Raw genomic sequence first — 21,217 nt, 5'->3', positions numbered from 1 at the left:
TGCGTCATTCATGCCGCAGATGCAGCAAATTGACTCCTTGGGAACCTCGCTCTAACTTTGTCCGACAAAGGGACAGAATAGTCCCGTACAAGAGGAAACGTATCCATGAGACCTATCGCAGCACTCGTGTCTGCGGCCGGCTTGCTGTCGGCTGCCCTGATCGTCCCCGCCTCCGCCCAGCAGACCCCGCTCAAGATCGGCGTGCTCTCCGACTTCTCCTCGGTCTATTCCGACATCGGCGGCCAGGGGAATGTCGAAGCCACCAAGATGGCGATCGAGGATTTTGGCGGCCAGATGTTCGGCAAGCCGATCGAGATGGTCGCAGCCGACGTGCTCAACAAGCCCGACGTCGCCTCCACCATCGCGCGAAAGTGGTGGGAGACCGAGGGCGTCGACATGATCATCGACCTGCCGACCTCGGCCACCGCGCTCGCGGTGATGGAGCTGTCGAAGCAGTACGAGAAGGTGATGATCGTGACCGATGCGGCAAGCTCCGACATCACCGGAAAATCCTGCTCGCCCTACACCGCGCACTGGACCTATGACACCTATTCCAACGCCCACACCGTCGGCAGCGCCATCGTCAAGAACGGCGGCGACAGCTGGTTCTTCCTCACCGCGGACTACGTGTTCGGTCATTCGATCGAGCGCGACACCGGCGATGTGGTGAAGGCAGCCGGCGGCAAGGTGCTCGGCAGCGTCAAGCATCCGCTCAACACGGCCGATTTCTCGTCATTCCTGCTTCAGGCCCAGGCCTCCAAGGCCAAGATCATCGGGCTCGCCAACGGCGGCGGCGACACCATCAACGCGATCAAGCAGGCCGGCGAGTTCGGCATCGTCGCCGGCGGCCAGAATCTGGCTGCGATCGTGATGTTCATCTCCGACGTGCACAGCCTGGGCTTGAAGCTCGCGCAGGGCCTGATCATCACCGAGGCCTATTACTGGGACCTCAATGACAAGACCCGCGCCTTCGGCAAGCGTTTCCAGGAGCGCATCAAGCGCATGCCGACGATGAACCAGGCCGCGACCTATAGCGCCACGCTGCACTACCTCAAGGCCGTGCAGGCCGCCGGCACCAAGGACACCAAGACCGTGATGGCCAAGATGCGCGAGCTGCCGGTGAAGGATGCCTTCACCGACAACGGCATCCTGCGCGAGGACGGCCGCATGGTGCACAGCATGTTCCTGTTCCAGGTGAAGAAGCCCGAGGAATCCAAGGGCCCGTGGGACTATTACAAGCTGCTCGCCGAAGTGCCGGCCGACCAGGCGTTCCGGCCGCTGAAGGACGGCGGCTGCCCGCTGGTGAAGTAACGCTGACGACCGACCTGCATCGCCTCGCGCGGTGCAGGTCCTCTAGCGGCGCCGCAAATCCGATGGGCTGTGGCCGAACTTCCTGCGGAACACCGTGCTGAAATAGGACGAACTGCTGAAGCCCAGCTGATAGGCGACCTCGGTGATCGACAGCGACCGTAGCTCTGGGCGCGTCAGCACGTCATAGCAGCGCTGCAGCCGGCGATCCAAAATCCATTCGGACACCGAGACATCGGTCAGCCGAAAGAGATAATGCAGATGCCTGAGCGAGACGCCATTGCTCTTCGCAATCTTCTCCAGCGACAGATCCGCATCGGTGAGGTGCGCCTCGATCCAGGCCTTGACCGAGCGCAGGCGGGCCTGCGCAGCGGTCGCATCCTCGGAGAATTCGTCCCGCTCGCCCATGTCGAGCGCGAGCGCCAGCACGTCCATCAGCTCACCGCCCAGTCGCGTTCTCGCGGTCTCGTCCAGCGGCGCGCCCTCCGCGGCGAGCGTCGCACAGAACTCGGCGGCGATCCGGCCAAGTCCTCGGCTCGTTGCCATCGTCGTGACGACCGGCAGCCGTCCCTCGCTGAAGCGCGCCGAAAATTCCGCGCGCGGGATTTCCAGATAGAGCGATCGCACCTTGCCGACGCATTCGAGATCATAGGCCTCGGAGGCCGAGAAGATCGCGCTCACGCCGGGATTCGACAGCAGGGTCTGGCCGGCCTGGAGCACGTTGACCCGGCCCTGCTGAACGAATTCGACGTAGTAGCAATCCTTGTCGAGCTTCGCGATGTGCCGCTCGCGGCGCGAGATGCGCTGCTCCGACAGCAGGACGTCGGTCATCGTCACCGCGCCGAACCGTGCCTCGCGAATGAAGCCGTGATAGTCGGACCGCTCCTCGGCGTTCACGTCGACATGGACGTAGACATCGCAGATCGCGCCTTGCCACGCGGCGTAGCGTTTGGACGGCTCCAGATCGTCTGTCGAAAACACCAGGTTCATCGTCCGCCCATCCGTTGCGCCGCCATGATGAACGTCGTTTGTGCATCGCACAAGCTGGCCACGCATCGAGATTCTAGAGGGCCGCCGCCTACACGCAAGACCGTTTGCGCGGAGAAGCAAAAGCTTTGCGCTCCGGAGCAAGCCGCGCTCCGGCATGTGGCCTATGAAGAACAAAAAGCAGTCCACAAAATAGGCGGGAAACGTTCGCTTGCGTCAGGTCCAGTCAACTGCTGCACAGCTTGCCGTGCCGCCCGAATGGCGATGCCCGTGAGCAGGGCCTTGTCATCGCAAATCACAACGCGGTTCACGCAGCCGGTCAAAACCATCGCCGATATCGAGGCGCTGGAGCAGCGGCCTTACGACTCGCTCATCCCCGCCCGCAATCTGCTCGACCTCTTCGAAGCGACGGCGCACCTGCACCCCGAACGTCCCGCGCTGACGGTGCTGACCAAAGGCTCGCGCGAAGCGGGCGACGCGACGCTGACGCATCGGCAATTGCTTGCGGAGATCACGCGCGCGGCCAATCTGTTCCGGTCGCACGGAATCGGCGAGAACGGCGGAACCGCCGCGTTCCTCTGTCCGATCCTGCCGCCGCTGTTTCCCGCATTGCTCGGCGCGCAGGTTGCCGGTGTCGCCAGCTCGATCAACTATCTCCTGAACGAGGACGCGATCGCCGATCTGCTCGAGGCGCAGAACGCGACTGTGCTGGTGATCCCGGCCGAAGCGGCCGATCGCGCGATCTGGGCCAAGGCGGCCAATGTCGCGAAACGCGTCCCGTCGCTGAAGACCATTTTTGTGATGGGCGCGAACGGTCCGCTGCCTGGAGGATTTCTAAACTTCAATGAGACGGCCGCGAGCGCGCGCGGCACACTGGACTTCGCACCTTCGACCGATCGCAATGCGATCTGCGCCCTCTTCCACACCGGCGGGACCACCGGACGACCTAAGCTGGTTCGGCTGACACATGGCAACCAGATCCATGCGGCCTGGAGCTTTGCTCAGGTCCACGGACTGGATGAGCTGGATGCCGCCGTGAACGGTTTTCCGCTGTTTCACGTCGGCGGCACCATGACGCTCGGCTTGTCGATTCTCGCTGCCGGCGGTCATGTGATCATTCCCTCGCCGTACAGCCTCAGAAGTCCCGACGCGATTCGCGACTATTGGCACACCGTGGAGCGCTTCCGCGCGACCATCGTGAGCGGAGTGCCGACGTCGATTGCTGCTCTTGCCGAGGTGCCGATCGTGTCCTCCGATGTCAGCACCGTTCGCATGGCGCTCACCGGCGGGGCCGTGGCTCCCAAGGCTGTCAGCGACAGGTTTCAGGCGCGGACCGGGATTACCTTGTTCGAGACCTACGGGATGACAGAAACCGCGGCCGCGATCGCTTTCAATCCCGGCCGCGGCACTCCCGTGCAAGGCAGCGTCGGCTTCAGGGCGCCGTTCGCAAAGACCAAAATCGTCGTTCTGGCAGATGCCGAACTGAAGACAGAGTGTCCGCCTCTCACGAGCGGTCTTGTCCTCGTGAGGGGACCGCAGGTGTTTCCCGGATACGTCGATCCCCAGCACAACAAGGGCGTGCTCACCGACGACCACTGGATCGTCACCGGCGACGTCGGCTATCTCACCTCGGATCAACGCCTCGTGCTGACGGGGCGTGAGAAGGACCTCATCGTACGAAGCGGTCACAACATCGACCCTGCCGCAATCGAGGACGTCGCGAATGTCTTCCCCGGCGTGCAGATGAGCTCGGCCGTTGGCATGCCGGACGCATACGCCGGAGAGGTTCCCATCCTCTTCGTGGTGCCGTCACCCGGACAGACAATCGATCTGGCGCAATTGCGCGAGCATCTCGAACACAACGTCAATGAGCCTCCTGCGAGGCCAAAGCGCGTCGTCCTGCTCGAAGCTCTTCCGGTTACCGCCGTCGGGAAGATCTTCAAGCCCACGCTTCGCGATCTCGCCGTCCGGGAAAAGGTCAGGACCGAGATCGATCGCATCTTCGGCCCCGACACCGCGGCAGATATCCTCGTCGAGAAAGACGAGAAGCTCAACACAGTCGTCAGCATCTCGGTCCATTCCGGTGATCTGGATCGAACAAAGATGCTCGTCGAAAGCCTTGCAACGCTTCCACAAACCTATCGCATTGAGAACCGATCGTCCTGACGGTCGCGCAACAGCCGGGTCGAAGAAAGGCAAGACGGGGATGAAGCGCTTTCGTTTCAATCAGCAAGAGATCGTCTTCGCAGTCTTTGCGCTGCTGTTCCTTGTGTTTTCGATCTTCCTGCGCGGCTTTCTGACGGCGGACAACATGCTGACGCTGCTCCAGAACGTGGCAGTGCTCGGCATCCTCGGCCTTGCCATGGCAATCGTCGTGATCGGACGCGGCATCGACATCTCGCTGATCGCAGCCCTTGCGGTGCCGCCGGGACTGGTGCTCCAGATGGTGCAGAACGGTCATTCGCTACCGGCCTCGCTGCTGACCGCCGTCCTGCTCACGATTGCCTTTGGCCTCGTCAACGGCTGGCTGATCGCCTATGCCGAAGTCCCTTCGCTGTTTGCGACGCTGGCGTCAGGCCTGTTGCTGGCCGGGCTCGGGCAGACCGCACTGTTCCAGCTCGACGTCGTGCAATGGAGCCCGGGCATGGACGGCTTCGAGCGGCTCGGACAGGGCACCATTCTCGGCATTCCGACGTCGATCTGGATGTTCGCAATCGCCTGCATCGTGGTCGCGTTCCTGCTGCGCCAGACGCGCTGGGGCGCCTATATCTATGCGATCGGCGACAACCCCTACGCCGCGCGTGTCACCGGCATTCCCTCTCGCCCGATCATCGTCCTGCAATATGTGATCACCGCCCTGATCGGCTGCTTTGCCGGCCTCGTGATGGCCGCATCCGTCAACTCGATGCCGACCCGCATCTTCAACTCGACGCTGATCTATGACGTCATCCTGGTCGTCGTGCTCGGCGGCATCGGGTTGTCAGGCGGACGCGGCGGCGTGCTGAACGTCGTCATCGGCACGCTCGTGATTGGCACGATGCTCAACGGCATGACCATCATGGACATCTCCTACGCCGGGCAGAATCTCATCAAGGGCGTGGTGCTGCTGCTCGCCGTCATCACGGACTCTTTCCTGAATCCGCGCAACGAGGAAACGGCACAACAGGGCGACATCTGAGCGATCCAACAATAACGACAACCACAACCAAGGAGGAAGCAATGAAGCATTTCGGCACCCCGACAAAGGCAATTGTTGCCGCACTGGGTCTTGCGGCAATGACCGCGCCGGCCCTCGCCCAGCAGGGTCTGGACGAGCCATTCCAGAAGCCGTTCAAGGAGGCACTGGCCGGCAAGACCGTGGCCTATGTGCCGGTCGCCATGAATTTCGACCTCACGGAGGGCTGGTATGCCGGCCTGAAGAAGGAGCTCGAGCCGTTCGGCGTCAAGTTCGTGATCCGCGACGCCAACTGGAACACCAATGCCGGCGCGCAGGCCGTCACCTCGCTGATCTCGGAGAAGCCGGCGGTGATGGTGGTCCATAATCCGGACGTGCAGACCTACGCCAAGCTGCTGCAGCGCGCCGAGAACGAAGGCATCTACGTCATCCAGATCAACATGGGCTCTGCCTATCGCAGCTCGGCCTTCGTCGGCGCCAATTGGGTCGAGATCGGCGAACGCCAGACCGAAGGCGTGGTCAAGGCCTGCGAGGGCAAGTCCAACAAGATCGCGATCATCCAGGGTGCGCTGTCGGCCGCCGCGAGCGCCTATACGCTGAAGGGCGTCGAGAACGTGCTCGCCAAGCATCCTGAAATCAAGGTGGTGTCGAGCCAGGCCGCCGATTGGGATGCAGCCAAGGCCAAGGCGATCACGCAGACGGTGCTGAAGCAGAATCCCGATCTCTGCGGCATCGTCGGCTTCTGGGACGGCATGGACATCGGCACGGCGGCGGCCGTCAAGGAGGCCGGCCTCACCGGCAAGGTGTTCGTGGCAACTTCCGGCGGCGGCGAGCGCAAGGGCGCGTGCGAACTGGTGAAGTCGGGCGCGTTCGATCTCAACATGAGCTACGACGTGCCGACCCAGGCCGCGCAGATGGCCGGCACCATCAAATGGTTGCTGTCGTCGGGCATCAAGCCCGGCTCCGTCAAGGGCTCGGAATACACCACGCTGATTCCGATCACCAAGGAGAACGCCGACAGCCAGATGGCCTGCTGGAATCTCAGCGACCTCAAGAAATAATTGTCGCGACGCAAGACCCAGGCGTCCCGGACGATCTCACGTCCGGGACGCGGTCTCGAAACTTGCAAGGTCCCGGAATGCCGATGCGCGACACTCTGACAAGCCTGCGTTACCGTTACTGGCCTGACCATCTGCTCGGTGAAATCCTGTCCAAGCGATGGACCGAGACAGCCATCCCGGTCATCCTTCTCCTGATCGTCGGCCTCGCGCTCAGCCGGTCCATCGACAATTTCCTGTCGCCGGCGAGCCTTGCCGACACCGCGCGCCAGGCTGGAGAGATCGGCTTCATCGCGCTCGGGCTGGCGCTGGTGGTCATCGTCGGCGGCATCGATCTCTCAGTCGGTTCGATCTTCGCACTGACCGATTTCTGTGCCCTCTATCTGCTCGACGTGCTGGGCTGGCCGGTCCCGGCGGTGGTGGCCGCCACCCTGCTCTGCGGCGCACTGCTCGGCGCCGTCAACGGCATCCTGATCGGATATTTGCGACTGCGGGCCTTCATCACCACGCTGATCACCCTGATCATCTACCGCTCGGCCTACGATCTCCTGATCCAGCGCTACTCCAACGCGATCGCGTCGGCCTTCCCCGACATCCCGTCCTGGGATTTCATCGGTAGCGGCAGCGTCTTCGGCATTCCGACCGTGGCGCTCGTCTATATCGTCATCGCCATCTTCGGCCATATCTTCATGACCCGGCTGCGCCCGGGCTGGCACATCACCGCGATCGGCGGCTCGCGTCGCTCGGCGTACAATTCCGGCATTCCCGTCCGCCGCACCATCGCGCTTTGCTACGTCGCAAGCGGCGTGCTGACCAGCATCGGTGCGCTGTTCTTCGCGTCCCGGCTCGGCACCGTCGGCGGCGACATCGGCGTTGGCCTGGAGGTGATCGTGCTGACCGCGACGGTGCTCGGCGGCATCACGCTCGGCGGCGGCAAGGGCTCGGTCGCCAAATCGGCAGTCGGGGTGCTGATCGTGCTCCTGATCACCAATGGCCTGACGACCATGAATGCACGTGGCGGCGTCAACCGGATGGCGCTTGCCGGCATCCTGCTGGTCGCCGCGATGGTCGATATCCGCTGGCAGAAGAACCGAACCCGCATCATCAGCAAGGTCTACGTTGCGCCAACCTATCACGCGCTACCTCCGCCTCCGCCGACCGAGATCGGGCAAGGCGGCCCGTTCGAGCAGAACGACAAGCTGCGCAACGTCGAGTCGATCGGTCTCGGCCGCATCGAGGCGCCGGAGGACGTCATCCTCGATCGCCACGACAATCTCTATGCGGGTTCGCGCCATGGCGACATCATGCGCTTCCTGGCGCCCGACTATCAGAAGATGGAGGTATTCGCCCATATCGGCGGCCAGCCGCTCGGCATGGCCTTCGACCGCGAGGACAATCTCTACGTCTGCATCGGCGGCATGGGGCTCTACCGGATCAAGCCTGACGGCACGGTGGAAAAGGCGACCGACGAGACCAATCGCAGCATGCGCTCGGTCAACGATGACAGCCGCCTGCGGCTCGCCGACGATCTCGATATCACCGACGACGGGCTGATCTTCTTCTCCGAGGCAACCGTGCGTTACGAGATGGACGAGTGGCCGATCGACGGCCTCGAGGCGCGCGGCAATGGCCGCATCATCTCCTACGACACCAAGACCGGCGTGACGCGCACCGAGCTGCGCGGCCTCAAATTCCCCAACGGCATCTGCGTCGCCAGCGACGGCCAGTCGATCCTGTTCGCCGAAACTTTCGGCTGCTCGATCAAGCGCTATTGGTTCGCAGGGTCAAAGAAGGGCAAGGTCGAGGTCGTCATGGACAATCTTCCGGGCTACCCCGATAACATCAACCTCGCCTCCGACGGCAATTACTGGCTGGCGCTGGTCGGCATGCGCAGCCCCTCGCTCGACCTCGCCTGGAAGATGCCCGGCTTCCGCCGCCGCATGGGCAAGCGCGTGCCGGTGGACGAATGGCTGTTCCCCAACATCAACACCGGCTGCGTGGTCAAGTTCAACGAGCAGGGCAAGATCGTCGAATCGTTCTGGGACCTGCGCGGCGAAAACCATCCGATGATCACCTCGATGCGCGAGCATCGCGGCTATCTCTATCTCGGCGGCATCCTGAACAACCGGATCGGCCGCTACAAGCTCGACAACGCCGATCCGAACTTCGTCCAGTACGACAAGCGATGGGGGAAGCAATCGTGATCGCGGCCGTCAGAGAGTTCGCCAACCGCTTTCTCGGGCGCGGCGACGCCACCATCACCGTGCCGTCCTTCGACGGCGCGTTGAAGCCCAACCAGAAGCTGGAATCCGCCGAAACCTTGCTGACATGCGAGGCGCCGGAGGATCTCGCCACCGACGGAAGCAACCTCTTCATCGCGGCGGGCCAGCGGCTGATGTCTCTGAATGACGGCACGGCATCGGAGGTCCGCAACTTCGAGCGGCCGATCTCGGCATTGTGTGCCCTCCCCGGCGGTGGCCTTGCGGTCGCGCTCGGGGGACGCGAGGTGCGGCTCTACGCAAACCCCTCGGCAGAGCAGCCAAGCGTGACGTTTGCCGATAGCGCGTTCAATGCCGTCAACGCACTGACGCTCGCGAGCGACAACACGCTGATCGCGACGGACGGCTCGGCGACATGCGGCGTCGATGACTGGGCACGCGACCTGATGGAGCTCAACCGAACCGGCCGCGTGTTCAGGCTCGATTCCGCCAGCAAGACCGTGACACCGCTGGCTCAGGGGCTCGGCCATGCCTTCGGTGCCTGCGTGCATGGCAACGGCGTGCTGGTCAGCGAGAGCTGGCGCCACCGGCTCGTCCTTGTTGCGCCGGGCGCACCGCCGCGGACCGTGCTCGCTCACTTGCCCGTCTACCCCTCGCGGATGTCGAAGGCCGCGGGCGGCGGCTACTGGCTCACCGCCTTCACGGCGCGCACCCAGCTGATCGAGTTCGTGCTGCGCGAACCAGCCTACCGCAAGCGAATGATGGCCGAGATCGATCCGGCGTATTGGGTTGCCCCACGCCTGCGCTCGGGCTTCTCGTTCAAGGAGCCGATGCAGGGTGCACACATCAAGACCATGGGCGTGATCAAGCCGTGGGCGCCGCCGCGCTCCTATGGCCTCGTCATCCGACTCGATGCAGATGGCCAGCCGCTCTATTCGCTGCACAGCCGGGTCGACGGCGCCAATCACGGTATCGTTGCGGCGATCGAGATGGGCGGCGATCTCGTCCTGATCGCCAAGGGACCGGGCCGCGTGCTGCGACTGCCGCTGTCCGGTCTTGCCGAGGAGTTCCGCTCATGAGCGACATCGCACTCTCGCTGCGCAAGGCCACAAAACTTTACGCCGGCGTGCCCGCCATCGACGGGGTCGACTTCGATCTGCGCCGCGGCGAGATCCACGCGCTGGTCGGCGAGAACGGCGCCGGCAAATCGACACTGACCAAGGTGATGGCCGGCGTGGTGACGCTGACGTCAGGGACCATGACGGTCGGCGGCGCCGACGTCGCACCACGGACACCGCTGGAGGCGCGCAATCTCGGTATCGCCATGGTGTTCCAGGAAAACAGCCTGGTGCCGACCATGACTGTCGCGCAGAATCTGTTTCTCGGGCAGGAGAAATTCTATAACCGCCTGCGCGGCATCTACATCGCTGCGCAGCAGTTCCTGCAATCGCTCAATTTCGACGTCACGCCGACCGCCACCGTCGGCGGCCTCGGCGCCGCCAAGAAGCAGATGGTGGAGATCGCGCGCGCGGTTTTGCACCGCGCCAAGGTCATCATCTTCGACGAGCCGACGGCGTCGCTGACGCCGGAAGAGAAGAAATACTTCTTTGACCTCGTCCGCGATCTCAAGAAGCGCGGTGTCTCGATCGTCTTCATCTCGCACGCCCTGGAAGAAGCTTTGCTGCTCGCCGACCGCATCACGGTTCTGCGCGACGGCAAGCATGTCGTCACCGACGATGCCACCAACTTCGACCGTGCGGCGATCGTGCAGGCCATGGTCGGGCGCGACCTCTCCAACACGCTCTACGGTGCGCGAAAGAGCAGCGTGCGGCCGCCCGGCGCGCGCGTGCTCACCGTGCAGAACCTGAAGATGGCGCCGATGGTGAAGAACAATTCCCTGTCGGTATTCGCGGGACAGATCACCGGCGTATTCGGCCTCGTCGGGGCCGGCCGCACCGAAACGTTCAAGATCGTCTCCGGCGTGCTGAAGCGCGACTTCTTCCATGGCGGCGAGATCCTGCTGCACGACAAGCCGGTGCGCTACCGGGTGCCGGCGCCGGCGGTGCAGGCCGGCATCGCCTATGTGACTGAAGACCGCAAGGTCGAAGGCTTCTTCGAGACGTCTTCGATCGCACGCAACATCTATCTCGGCCTTCTGTCGAAATTTCCCAAGGGCCGCATGATGCTGTCGCGGCGAGAGAACGAGGCGATCGGCAGGACCTGGATCGAACGGCTCAAGGTTCGCGCGATCGGCAACGACGGCAAGGTGGTCGAGCTTTCCGGCGGTAATCAGCAGAAGGTCGTGATCGCCAAATCGCTGGTTCAGGAGCCCGATCTGATCATCTTCGACGAACCCACGCGCGGCGTCGACGTCGGCGCCATCGTCGAGATCCACGAGTTGATCAATCAGCTCGCCGACGAGGGCAAGGCGGTCGTGGTCATCTCATCCTACCTGCCCGAGATCATGGCGCTCTCCGACCGCATCCTGGTCTCGCGCCAGGGCAAGGTCGTGGAGGAATTCTCCGCATTGGAGGCAACGGAGGAGAGGATCATGTACGCCGCGATTCACTGAGCATGACGGTCTACGGCTTGTGCGCTTTCTGGCGCAGCGCCTCGATGAGGCGCAGCTTTAGTTCATCTGCGGCCTTCTGGTTGACGTCCTGGCCGATCTGCGCGCTCGCCTGCGCCAGCGCATCGGACTTTTCCATAAACTTCCGGCCAGCAGGCTGGGCATAGAACGCCTCGATCTGGCGCAGCTCGTCGACGGTGAAGTTTTGGGCATAGAGAGCGGCGATCTGGTCGATCATCGAGGCAAAGAACGGCGCGTAGATGTCGGAGCCCGGCGCCGTCATTGCGTCATAATCGCGCTCGATCTCAGGCCGGTCCTGCGCGACCACGGGTCTCAGCTTGAGCAGGAGCTGCGGGAGCGCCGCGCGATACTGATCTGCGATCTTCAGCGTGGCGACGAGTTTTCGCGCAGCATCCATCGCCTCGGGCGACGGCGCTTGCGCCGACGCGTTGCAGACGAGGAGCAGGAGGGCGCCGGCAATCGTCAACAAAAATCTCGACATGCATCTCTCCCGAAAAATCGTCCCGGCGACGCGATGTGTTCTCAGCGGCGAGCCGGAGCCGCGCCGATGATCGTTACCGGCGCGCCTTCGGCGGCGGTCTCCCGCTCGTCGTCGACATCCGTCACCTTGACGAAGAGGCTGGGCACCCGCTCGGCGCGGTCGAGCAGCCACGCCGCCCCGAACATGATGACGAAGCCGGCGAACGAGACGGCGAGTTGCTCCCAGACGCCCCTGGTGAATTGCATCAGGATCCAATGCGCCGAGAACGACAGGAACACGCTGAGGCAAAAGATCGGCAGCGAATGCTGGCCGCAGAGGATGACCGGGTGCAACCATTTCAAATGCAACGCTTTCCAGTGGCGCGGGATAAAATAGATCACCCAGACCGCCAGCGCCAGAAAGTGCGTGAAGCGCAGCATGTCGAGGTCGGTCTTGTCGATCGGGTAGATCGCCTTGATCATCCATTTCGGGATCAGCGCCTCGAGCGCAGGGATGTGCCAGGTCATCACGATCAGGAACGCGAAGGCGAGCCAGGCCGCCGCCAGTCCCATCACCGCCTTCGACCACACCCATGTTGCGATCTTGTCGATCTGGCCGACGCCACACCAGGCCGCGAACACGAACATCAGCTGCCAGCAGAACGGGTTGAAGTACCAGGTCGTGCCCGGCGGATAGGAGGCGATGTTCCAGTCGAACCGGCGCGCCAACACATACAACACCACGGAGGCAGCCAGCGTCAGGTTCGGCCGGCGCACCAGGCCCCACACGATGAAGGGCGCGGCGAGCACCAGCGTGATGTAGAGCGGCAGCACGTCGAGATTGACCGGCTTGTAGCGCAGCGAAAGCGCCTGACCTATCAGGATGTCCGGATGGTCGAGAAAATTGTGAACGTTGAACTCGTCCGCATACATCGGGTTGTCGAACCTCCTGACCGTGCGCGCGATCTGCGCCGTGAACAGCAGGAACAGCATGATGTGGGCAACGTACATCTCGCCCGCGCGCCGCCACAGCCGCTTCAGCGCGGCGAGAAACCAGCCGCCGGCGACGATCGGCCCGTAGATCCAGCCGACCAGATAGCCGGAGATGAAGACGAAGAACTCGGCGGCGTCGCTGAAGCCGTAGTTGCGCAAGGTCAGCCAGGCCACGACGTCGTGCGGGATGTGATCGAGGAAGATCATCCACAACCCGATGCCGCGGAAGAGATCGAGCCGCAAATCGCGCTCGACCGGCGCCAACAAAGCTGACTGGTCCCGTGTGCTCATGGCCCCGCCTCGTCCGGTGGGCGTCGCGCCGTCGCGGCGCCGAAGAAGATGCTAAAAAATGTAAATCAAAAGTCACCTGGCCCTGCGGCTAGTGCCGACGGTAGCCGACCTTGGCGTCCGTGCAAGGGGCTTCGTCATCGGGGCGCACAGACCGCGTCCGGCAAGTCATGAGACCTTGAACGGCGCCGGCTGGAGGTGGTGGTCCTCCCTGTAAAATGTCGAAAACAACCCCATGCACAGTAGAGACGGTCTCTTAAGTCCTTGCTTTGCCTGCGAAACTCAAACGGCCCGTCGGGCAAAAAATCAGCCCGGCGGTACGATCGCACGCCAGGGAGGGAGCAGGGTCAGATCAGCTCGCCGCCCCGGGCAAGCATCTCGGTCAGCATCGCCTCGGCCTTGTGCTGGAGCGGCAGCGCGCCGCTCTCGGAGGCGATCGCGATGGCCGCGCGCAAGGCGACGATGATCGCGGCCTTGTTCGCCGCATCCGTCGGCGGCGTCACCACGGCCTCGCCGAACAGCGCCTCGGCCTCGAGGCCGGAAAACCCCTGCTGGCGGGCGGTGTTGCGCGCCTCGCGCAGCATGTTCTGCGCGGCCTGGACGTCGCCGAGGCGGAAGGTTGCGAGCGCAAGGTAGATCGAGCTGCGCAGCACCGCCGAGGTATAGCCGACCGCCTTCGCCTCCTCGCGCGCCTCGGCCAGCATGCCGCGCGCCCGGTCGAACAGCCCCTGCTCCAGATAGGCGATGCCGAGATGACAGGCGAGCACCGGCACGAACAGCCGGATGCCGTGCTTCTGCGCCAGCACGAACCCGTCTTCGAGAATGGCAGCGGCCGCGGCCGGCTCATTGCGGCCGAGCATCAGCCAGCCGCCGCTATAGGCGGCGGCGACGCGGTCATAGGGGCGGCCCGTCTCCTCCGCGATCGCAGCGGCTTGTTGCTGGAGCTGGCCGGCGGTGTCGAGCTCACCCATGACGGTGTGCGTGAAGCTCTTCATCATGCAGCAGAGGAGGAGCGTGTATTTTGGGGGAGTTCCGAAGGGCGCGCTTGCGTCCGGCCCCATGAGATTAGCGCGGCCTTGCGCCAACGTCTGCTCCGCTTCGCGATATCGACCGGCGAGAAAATAGGCCTGTCCCAGATTGTATTGTGCAAGGTTGCGCCAACCCGGGTTGCCTGACTTCTCGGCGAGGCCAACGACCTCCTGGCCGAGCGCAACCGCTTCAGTTGGCGTTCCGTAGAAATTCTGTCCACCCGCCATGACGGTCATGGCGGCGACCTTTCTTCCGATGTCGTCAATTCCACTAGCCCGGCGTTCGGCCTCCTTTCCGAGATCGATCCACTCGGCAACCTGACCGGACCAGATGAATGCCATTCGCGCCTCCATCCGGAGGTCAATTGCATCCGCCTCCCGCGAGAGAGTCATCGGCATCTTGTCGAGCGAACTCATCGCGATCCCGAAATAGTCGACCGCATCGGCATACGCCGAGCGCACAAGACATTTCTGCGCGGCACCTCTCCCGTACCCGAACGCTTTCAGCCAATCCTTCGCGCGCATTGCGTGGTAGCAAAGCGTGTCAGGACCGTCGCTCCATGTCTCGTCGCTTTCGAAGGCCGCAAGTATTCGCCCATGTATATTTTCGCGCACCTTTTCGACCATCGACTCGTAGGTCACTTGGCGGACCATCTCGTGCTGGAACTCGATCGAGTCCTCAAGTTCACTATCGATCCTGACGAGGATCTCGGCTCGGTCGAGCGCTCCGAGGCAATCCTGGAGAATGTCTTCGGGCAGCGCGGCGACGTTCCGCAGCATCATCACGCTTGAGCGCGGCCCCAGCGCAGCCGCTATTTGGAGAACCGAGCGCTCCTGCCTCGAGACACGATCGAGCCGCGCCGCAATCACCCCCTGAATGCTGGTAGGGATGCCGAGCTCGTCAATAGGTCGAACGAGCGCAAGGTCACCCCACTGACCGCGAAGCGTGCCACTATCTTTCAGTCCACGGCAGACTTCCTCGAGAAATAGAGGAACGTTGGCAGTATGAGAGATGATCCGGTTCTTCAAATCGGTGTTCATCGCCGACGGTCCGAGCATATCGGCCAACATGGCCAATCCCGAATCGTCATCCAGAGGGCGCATTGCAATCACTTCCGCATGGCAGCGTGCGATCCACTCGGGCATGCCGTTCGGCCTGCTCGTGAGAAAAACTATCAGGTTGGGACTCTGTAACGACGCAATTGCAGCAACAACCGCATCGCTGGCTCGGTCGATCCAGTGCAGGTCCTCGATGAGAAGAACCGTACGCTGTTGAAAGGCCAGGCTTTGCACGATGGCGCAACTTGCATCGGAAATGGCACGCGCGCGCGCGTAAGGCTCCAGCTCACTCCAGCGATGATCCGCGACCGGAATATCCAATATGGAATCGATCGCGAGCTGATGGATTGCCGGCAACTCCTTTCGGATGTCGACCAGACTATCCGAATCTCTGGCGGCAACTTCGATGATCGAAAGTATGGTGCGCTTGAGCGCGCTGAACGGCACGCCCTGAAGGTTCGGACTACACTCGGCGTCAATCAGCCGCCAGCCATCGGCCTTGAGCTCCTGGGCGAACTCATGCGCGAGCCGCGATTTTCCGATGCCTGCATCGCCGATCAGCAGGACCGTCTGCCGGCTTGCACTGGACCTCTCAGCGGCACGTCCCAACAGGGCCCGCTCAGTCGTGCGATCGACAAACCGCGAAACGCTCCGCGCTCGTCGCACCCGCCAGCTTGAAAGGTCGCTCGCTCCGACGACACGGTAGACCGGCAGCGGCTCGTTGAAACCGCGCAGCACCTTGCGGCCCAAGCCTTCGAATCGGACATGTCCATCCGCGAGTTTCTGGCAGGCTTCCGACACGTAGATCTGATTGGCCTCGGCCGCTGCCTCCAGCCTCGCGGCAAGATGCTGAGCGGCTCCTCCGATCTCGTAGACCTTGGAAAACTCGCTGGCGACCATATAGGCGACGACGTGCCCCGAATGGAGGCCGACCCGAACCTGAAGTCCGGGATCGCCAAGACTGCCGACCCGCCGGACAAGCTCGATGGCCGCATGGCAGGCCAGCGGAGCATGGTTGTCGTCGGCGATCGGGGCACCAAAGACAGCGGCCAAGCCGTCCCCCAACTCCTTGCTGACGATGCCGCCAAACTGGCGTACCGCGCCCCTCATGGCCGCCAGCGCTGGCTCCAGGCGTGAGACGGCCTCCTCCGGCTCCAATTCGGCAACAAGCCCTGTGGAGTCGATGACGTCGGCTCGGAGAATTGTCACAAACCGCCGCTCGCTGTCGGGATCAGCACGCCGACGTACCGCCGCCCCACACTTGGAGCACCAGCTATCGTCCGAATCAATCGCCGACTGGCACGCGAAGCAATGCATTCCTGCGCCTTCAAGGATCGCGGCGTCGCTGTCGTCCAGCGCCCGCGAGCAACTCGTGGTAAGAATACCTATCAAGAACCGCTTAGCAATCGGACTTGCCCATCGCCGTTAGCGGAGCACGGTGCGGTTGGCGATCTGGACGAAACACAGTCCTGAGTGGTAGCCTATGCAAATCCCAGCAAAGATGGGGCATATATTCGGCGAAGCCGGGTTGGCAAAACTAACCGGCGTCGCGGAGCTGTATGTATTTTCACAAAGCCAAGGACATATTGAGGGAAAAGACGATGGGGTCGAGAACTTACACCGGGGCTTCATTCAAAGATTTGATGAACGACAATTATTTCCCTCTGGAAAATATGCAGAGGAGCGTGGACATCCTCAAGGCGTCGTCGGACATCCACGTGCCGACCCTGGAGTACGGCCAGTACCATCTGATCCTGACGCCAGCGGACAAATGGCCGGACGGGAGCGCGGCGTACTGGCACAAGGAGAAGGGACGGGCTCGCGTCGACCTCACCACGCAGTTGAATACGGTCCCGCTGTCCAAGGACGAGCCCGGCGTGATCCCGCTGACGCGATGCGCGCTGCTCGATGCCTGCGTGCGGAAGTGCTTCAATTCCGAGCCGCCGATCCCGATGAAGACGAACATCATCAGCCACGCGGCGAGCGACGCCTATGCCGACCGGCACGAAATCCGGCTGGAGTGGGAATACGACAACGGCGAGGACCAGGCGCCGACGCTGCTCCACCTGACGATGGTCTGTCCGTACCGACCCTGATTCCGAGCGGGAGCAGCGCGGAGGCTTCCGCACCAATCTAGGATGGTCCGTCGTCGCCACAGCATGCGTTGCACGACGGACCAATCATGCCCCGCCCGCTCCGCTCGAAGGCCGCGTTGCACTGTCTCGCGGCCGCGCCCCGTCACGGGCCTGTCGCACGAAGATGATCCGCTACCTGCCAGTGCGCGTGCGAGTCGCCTGCTTGAGGCGACCGCCGCGTTTGTTTGACAGGAGCGCCCGATGCCCGTTGGACTGCTGGAGGTCGAAGGCACCATCGATGTCAGCCAGTTCTGGCCGGAGGGCCGGTCGGACGCCGACACCACCAAGGTCGTGGTGAATGTCGCCCCTGACGCGATCCGCTTCCGCAAGAACGACTCGGTGCCGTTCCAGCCGACCCACGTCTTCGAGGGCGCCAAGGTCAAGGGCCGGACCGCGACGGCGCCGATCAAGAACGGCAAGCTCACCATTCGCCTTCAAGGTATCGACGCGCCGGAGCTGCATTATCAGCCCTCGCCGCTCTCGGCCGCCGAGAAGAAGGGCCTGAGCGACGCCAAGCGGCAGGCCTATCACGAGGTCACACACCCCTACCGGCAGTTTCTTGGCGCGACGACGAGCAAGGCGCTGCATGACTTCCTCAGCAGCGCCGGCGGGCCGACGCTCGCCTGCCGGGTGTTCACCCATGTCGATGCGCCGAACGAGGTGTTCGACACCTATGGACGGCTGGTCGGCGACATCGAGGTCACGGTCGCCGGCAAGACCATCGACATCAACCACTGGCTGGTCGAGCAGGGCTTTGCCTATCCGACCTTCTACTCTTCGATGAACGACGACGAGATCAAGGCCTTCCTCGCGCTCGCGAAGCCCGCACGCGCGCAGAAGCTGCCGGTCTGGAAGCATCTCGCCAGGACGATTCCCGCCTTCGACTTCGACCTGCGCGAACCCAGGAAGAACGAGACCGACGTGCTCGCGACCGACAAGGGCCCCGTGATCCTGCCGAAGCTCTATCGCCGCTACACCAACTGGTCGGCGCGCAAGAAGGCCAAGGTGACGAGCCAGACCTTCCAGAAGTTTCTGGGCGAAGGCTCCGGCGGCAAGCCCGACACCTGCTACGAGATCGACGACTTCCTGACCAACGGCGTGCACTCGGCCACGCCGCGCAATTTCGCCGACTTCGTCGAGGGCGGCAAGACGATCAAGTTTCAGCCGGAGGGGCTGGTGTTCGGCGAGGCGCCGTCGAGTCTCGTCGGGGCGGACGGCAAGCCGATCACGACGTTCTGAGGATGCGCGCGGCCGACCGGGATCAACGGCGTTTTGTCGCAGATTGTTGCCGGCCGTGAGTTCGCACGTTCATGCGCCGCTATTCTCCTGTCGTTGCAGGCATTTCCGGCGGCCGACGCCGGCCGATCAAAGGCTGCTCGCGCTAACGGTTAGAATTCACTACTACACAACCATAGATTTTTCGTCTATTTTCCTGACCGCGGCCATTGCGGAGCGTCCTCGGCAGAAGTCCGAGTGACCCAAGATGCCGGCTCTCAGAGCGAGCCGGTGGATGAGAGCAAGATCAATCCGGCGGAGCCGCCTGCCCGTTCTCTCGGCGGGCCGGCGCCGCAGTCAAGCGACAAGGAGAGCGGCATGCTGGTTCGACAGAACGTGTGGGAGCTTGGCGGCGACTGGGCGGATCCGATTCTCTGGTACGCGCGCGCGGTTGGCGCATTGAGGCCGAAGCCGCTCAACGATCGAACCAGCTGGCGCTTCTGGGCCGGCATGCACGGCTATCATCAGGGCCTGTGGGAGTTCTACGGCTACAAGGCGCCTGCCGAGCAGGTTCCTGCCCAGGCCGACTTCGACGAGTTCTGGCAGCAATGTCAGCACGGCAGCTGGTATTTTCTGCCGTGGCACCGCGGCTATCTGATCGGGTTTGAGAAGCTCATTCGTTCGACCGTCGTGACGCTCGGCGGGCCGCCTGACTGGACCCTGCCCTACTGGAACTACTTCAAACCCGGTCAGGATGGCTTGCCGCCGGCATTCGGCAGCCCGGACTGGCCGGACGGCACAGGTAACAATCCCCTCTTTATTGAACAGCGGTGGGGACCCGGCGATCCCTCGCAGCCCGGCAAGGTCTTCGTCCCGCTCGATGCCGTGAACCTGGATGCGATGGACGTTCACGAGTTCACCGGTGTGGCAAGTGGCGGCGACCGCGGCTTCGGTGGCATCGACACCGGCTTCGAGCACGGCGGCACCAAGCATGGCGACATCGAAAGTCAACCGCACGACCAGGTTCACGGCCTTGTCGGCGGCGAGAAGATGTTCCCGGAGGCGAGCACGAGGCCATTGCCGGGACTGATGTCGTCACCGGTGACGGCCGGTCTGGATCCCATCTTCTGGCTGCACCACGCGAATATCGATCGGCTGTGGCAAAGCTGGAGGCAGAGCGATTCCCAGAACACGGATCCGGAAGAAGCCAGTTGGAAAAAGGGACCTGCCAGCGTCGGCCAGCATAAATTTGTCGTTCCTCTCCCCGACGGCTCGCCGTGGGAGTACACGCCGGAACAGATGTCGGACTTTGCCGGGGTGGGCTATACTTACAGCGATTTCTCGCCGGCAGGCGCGCCATTGGCGGCCGTCGCCGGCAGGACAGCGACATCACCCGGAGCGGTCGCGATGGCGAGATCGACTGGAGCAACAGTTGAGGTGCTTGGCGCCAATGCCCAATCGCTTCCCATCGCAGGGAAAGGTGCCGAGACCTCCGTCCAGCTCGATGCGCGTACGCATACGAAAGTTGCCGCCAGGCTGGCTGCCGGCCCCGCGCCCGGGGCACGCGCGGAGCAGGTCTTTCTCAATCTGGAGAATGTGCGCGGATATTCCGACGCCACCGTGCTGCAGGTCTATCTGCAGTTTGCGGGGAAGGACGGCGCACCGTCCTTCGAGCGGCAGGTCGGGAGCATCGGGCTGTTCGGCGTCACCAAGGCGACGGAGAGCGATACCGGGCACACGGGAGACGGCTTGTCGTACGCGCTGAACATTACCAAGCCCTATTCGGAGTTCGCCGGTTCGGGCAATGCCGATCCCGCAAAGGTCGGCGTTCGCCTCCAGGCCGTCGCGCCGGTGCAGCAGTCGGCCGACGTGAGTGTCGGCCGCATCAGCATCGTCCGACAGGGCGATTGACGGCAGCTCATGACGCCCGCGGCCTACGAGCGTCTGCAAATCCGTATTCCGCTCACCGTCGCGGCTGCCGCCGCGTGGGCGGCGGTCGTGGCGTTGTCGGATCAACGCAGGCTCGTCGCCTTCTGCAACAGCGATGTCTGGCCGGCACTGTCGCTCGATCAGCTCGCCCTTGCCATGACGTTCTATTCGCCGGCAAGACTCGCCGGCGAATGGATGCTGATGGTCGCGGCGATGATGACGCCGATGCTCGCGGGCGCTATCGGGCACGTGCGTGCGCGAAGCCTGCCGCGTCGACGCATACGGTCGATGGCGCTCTTCATGATCGGATATTGCGCCATCTGGGTTGCCTGTGGCGTTCCCATCGTGCTGGCCGTGCTGGCGCTGCAACTGATGCAATCATCATCGATCGTCACGATCGCATTGGCAGGATCGCTCGTCCTGGTCTGGCAATTCTCCCCCGGGAAACAGATCTGCCTGAACCACTGCCACGACCAGCCGCCGCTGGCGGCGTATGGAATCAGGGCCGACCTGGCTGCACTCGGATATGGCGTCACCCAGGGTATCTGGTGTTGCGGCGCCTGCTGGGCGCTGATGCTCGTTCCGTTGGCGACGCAAGGCGGGCATTTGCCGGCGATGGCCGCGACCAGTGCATTCCTGATTGCCGAGCGCCTGGACAAACCGCGGCGACCTGCCTGGGAGGTGCGATGGCCATCGACCGCCGCCAGGCTGCTATGGTTCAGGCTCGGCCTTTGGCGACGCCCGGCGAGCGCCGGAGTGAAGGCAACCTGATCG

General features: G+C 63.3%; 15 protein-coding genes. 11 read left to right on the top strand and 4 right to left on the bottom strand.

Going from position 1 to position 21,217, the window contains the following annotated elements; all coding sequences use genetic code 11:
• Nucleotides 1-105 precede the first annotated feature (105 nt).
• The gene (locus ABIA90_RS10950) at nucleotides 106-1,311 is read left to right on the top strand and encodes an ABC transporter substrate-binding protein (RefSeq protein ID WP_085403529.1); all 1,206 of its coding nucleotides are present in this window, start codon (nucleotides 106-108) and stop codon (nucleotides 1,309-1,311) included.
• A gap of 42 nt (nucleotides 1,312-1,353) precedes the next feature.
• Here the strand turns inward: ABIA90_RS10950 and ABIA90_RS10945 are convergent, their stop codons facing one another.
• On the bottom strand, nucleotides 1,354-2,298 hold the full coding sequence (locus tag ABIA90_RS10945) for a helix-turn-helix domain-containing protein (protein WP_354118824.1): 945 nt from the start codon (nucleotides 2,296-2,298) through the stop codon (nucleotides 1,354-1,356).
• On the opposite strand from ABIA90_RS10945, the gene ABIA90_RS10940 reads away from it, so the two are divergent.
• From ABIA90_RS10940 to ABIA90_RS10915, 6 genes are all read left to right on the top strand, one after another.
• Nucleotides 2,212-4,461, top strand: a complete 2,250-nt coding sequence (locus tag ABIA90_RS10940; RefSeq protein ID WP_354118878.1) for an AMP-binding protein — start codon at nucleotides 2,212-2,214, stop codon at nucleotides 4,459-4,461. The genes ABIA90_RS10945 and ABIA90_RS10940 overlap by 87 nt on opposite strands.
• Before the next feature lie 40 nt (nucleotides 4,462-4,501).
• Nucleotides 4,502-5,473, top strand: coding sequence for an ABC transporter permease (locus ABIA90_RS10935; protein ID WP_354118823.1), 972 nt, complete (start codon nucleotides 4,502-4,504; stop codon nucleotides 5,471-5,473).
• A gap of 41 nt (nucleotides 5,474-5,514) precedes the next feature.
• Nucleotides 5,515-6,531 carry a sugar ABC transporter substrate-binding protein gene (locus ABIA90_RS10930; protein ID WP_354118822.1) on the top strand — a complete coding sequence of 339 codons (1,017 nt, stop codon included), beginning with the start codon at nucleotides 5,515-5,517 and terminating at the stop codon, nucleotides 6,529-6,531.
• Between the two features lie 77 nt (nucleotides 6,532-6,608).
• Nucleotides 6,609-8,732, top strand: coding sequence for an ABC transporter permease subunit (locus ABIA90_RS10925; protein WP_354118821.1), 2,124 nt, complete (start codon nucleotides 6,609-6,611; stop codon nucleotides 8,730-8,732).
• Nucleotides 8,729-9,826, top strand: coding sequence for an NHL repeat-containing protein (locus tag ABIA90_RS10920; RefSeq protein WP_354118820.1), 1,098 nt, complete (start codon nucleotides 8,729-8,731; stop codon nucleotides 9,824-9,826). Before ABIA90_RS10925 ends, ABIA90_RS10920 begins: the two co-directional genes overlap by 4 nt.
• Nucleotides 9,823-11,319 carry a sugar ABC transporter ATP-binding protein gene (locus ABIA90_RS10915; RefSeq protein WP_354118819.1) on the top strand — a complete coding sequence of 499 codons (1,497 nt, stop codon included), beginning with the start codon at nucleotides 9,823-9,825 and terminating at the stop codon, nucleotides 11,317-11,319. Before ABIA90_RS10920 ends, ABIA90_RS10915 begins: the two co-directional genes overlap by 4 nt.
• Nucleotides 11,320-11,329: 10 nt before the next feature.
• On the opposite strand, the gene ABIA90_RS10910 is transcribed toward ABIA90_RS10915, so the two are convergent.
• From ABIA90_RS10910 to ABIA90_RS10900, 3 genes are all read right to left on the bottom strand, one after another.
• Complete coding sequence (locus ABIA90_RS10910) at nucleotides 11,330-11,818, bottom strand: DUF2059 domain-containing protein (protein ID WP_354118818.1); 489 nt, start codon at nucleotides 11,816-11,818, stop codon at nucleotides 11,330-11,332.
• 41 nt (nucleotides 11,819-11,859) lie between these two features.
• Nucleotides 11,860-13,080 carry an OpgC domain-containing protein gene (locus tag ABIA90_RS10905; RefSeq protein WP_354118817.1) on the bottom strand — a complete coding sequence of 407 codons (1,221 nt, stop codon included), beginning with the start codon at nucleotides 13,078-13,080 and terminating at the stop codon, nucleotides 11,860-11,862.
• 344 nt (nucleotides 13,081-13,424) lie between these two features.
• Complete coding sequence (locus tag ABIA90_RS10900; protein ID WP_354118877.1) at nucleotides 13,425-16,481, bottom strand: ATP-binding protein; 3,057 nt, start codon at nucleotides 16,479-16,481, stop codon at nucleotides 13,425-13,427.
• A gap of 284 nt (nucleotides 16,482-16,765) precedes the next feature.
• Between ABIA90_RS10900 and ABIA90_RS10895 the strand changes: the two genes are divergently transcribed.
• The 4 genes from ABIA90_RS10895 to ABIA90_RS10880 all read left to right on the top strand — a co-directional run bounded on the left by ABIA90_RS10895 (nucleotide 16,766) and on the right by ABIA90_RS10880 (nucleotide 21,214).
• Nucleotides 16,766-17,260 carry a hypothetical protein gene (locus tag ABIA90_RS10895; protein ID WP_502916633.1) on the top strand — a complete coding sequence of 165 codons (495 nt, stop codon included), beginning with the start codon at nucleotides 16,766-16,768 and terminating at the stop codon, nucleotides 17,258-17,260.
• 240 nt (nucleotides 17,261-17,500) lie between these two features.
• Entirely contained in the window at nucleotides 17,501-18,538 is a 1,038-nt protein-coding gene (locus tag ABIA90_RS10890) for a thermonuclease family protein (protein WP_354118815.1), read from the top strand.
• A gap of 354 nt (nucleotides 18,539-18,892) precedes the next feature.
• On the top strand, nucleotides 18,893-20,425 hold the full coding sequence (locus ABIA90_RS10885) for a tyrosinase family protein (RefSeq protein ID WP_354118814.1): 1,533 nt from the start codon (nucleotides 18,893-18,895) through the stop codon (nucleotides 20,423-20,425).
• A 9-nt stretch (nucleotides 20,426-20,434) separates the two neighbouring features.
• Nucleotides 20,435-21,214 (top strand): copper chaperone, encoded by a 780-nt coding sequence (locus ABIA90_RS10880; protein ID WP_354118813.1) that lies wholly within the window; start codon nucleotides 20,435-20,437, stop codon nucleotides 21,212-21,214.
• Nucleotides 21,215-21,217 lie beyond the last annotated feature (3 nt).

It is taken from the genome of Bradyrhizobium sp. LA6.8 (assembly GCF_040547935.1).
Classification (GTDB): Bacteria; Pseudomonadota; Alphaproteobacteria; order Rhizobiales; family Xanthobacteraceae; genus Bradyrhizobium; species Bradyrhizobium barranii.
The sequence above is the reverse complement of the archived record's forward strand: the minus strand, read 5'-3'. Positions and strand labels throughout refer to the sequence as shown.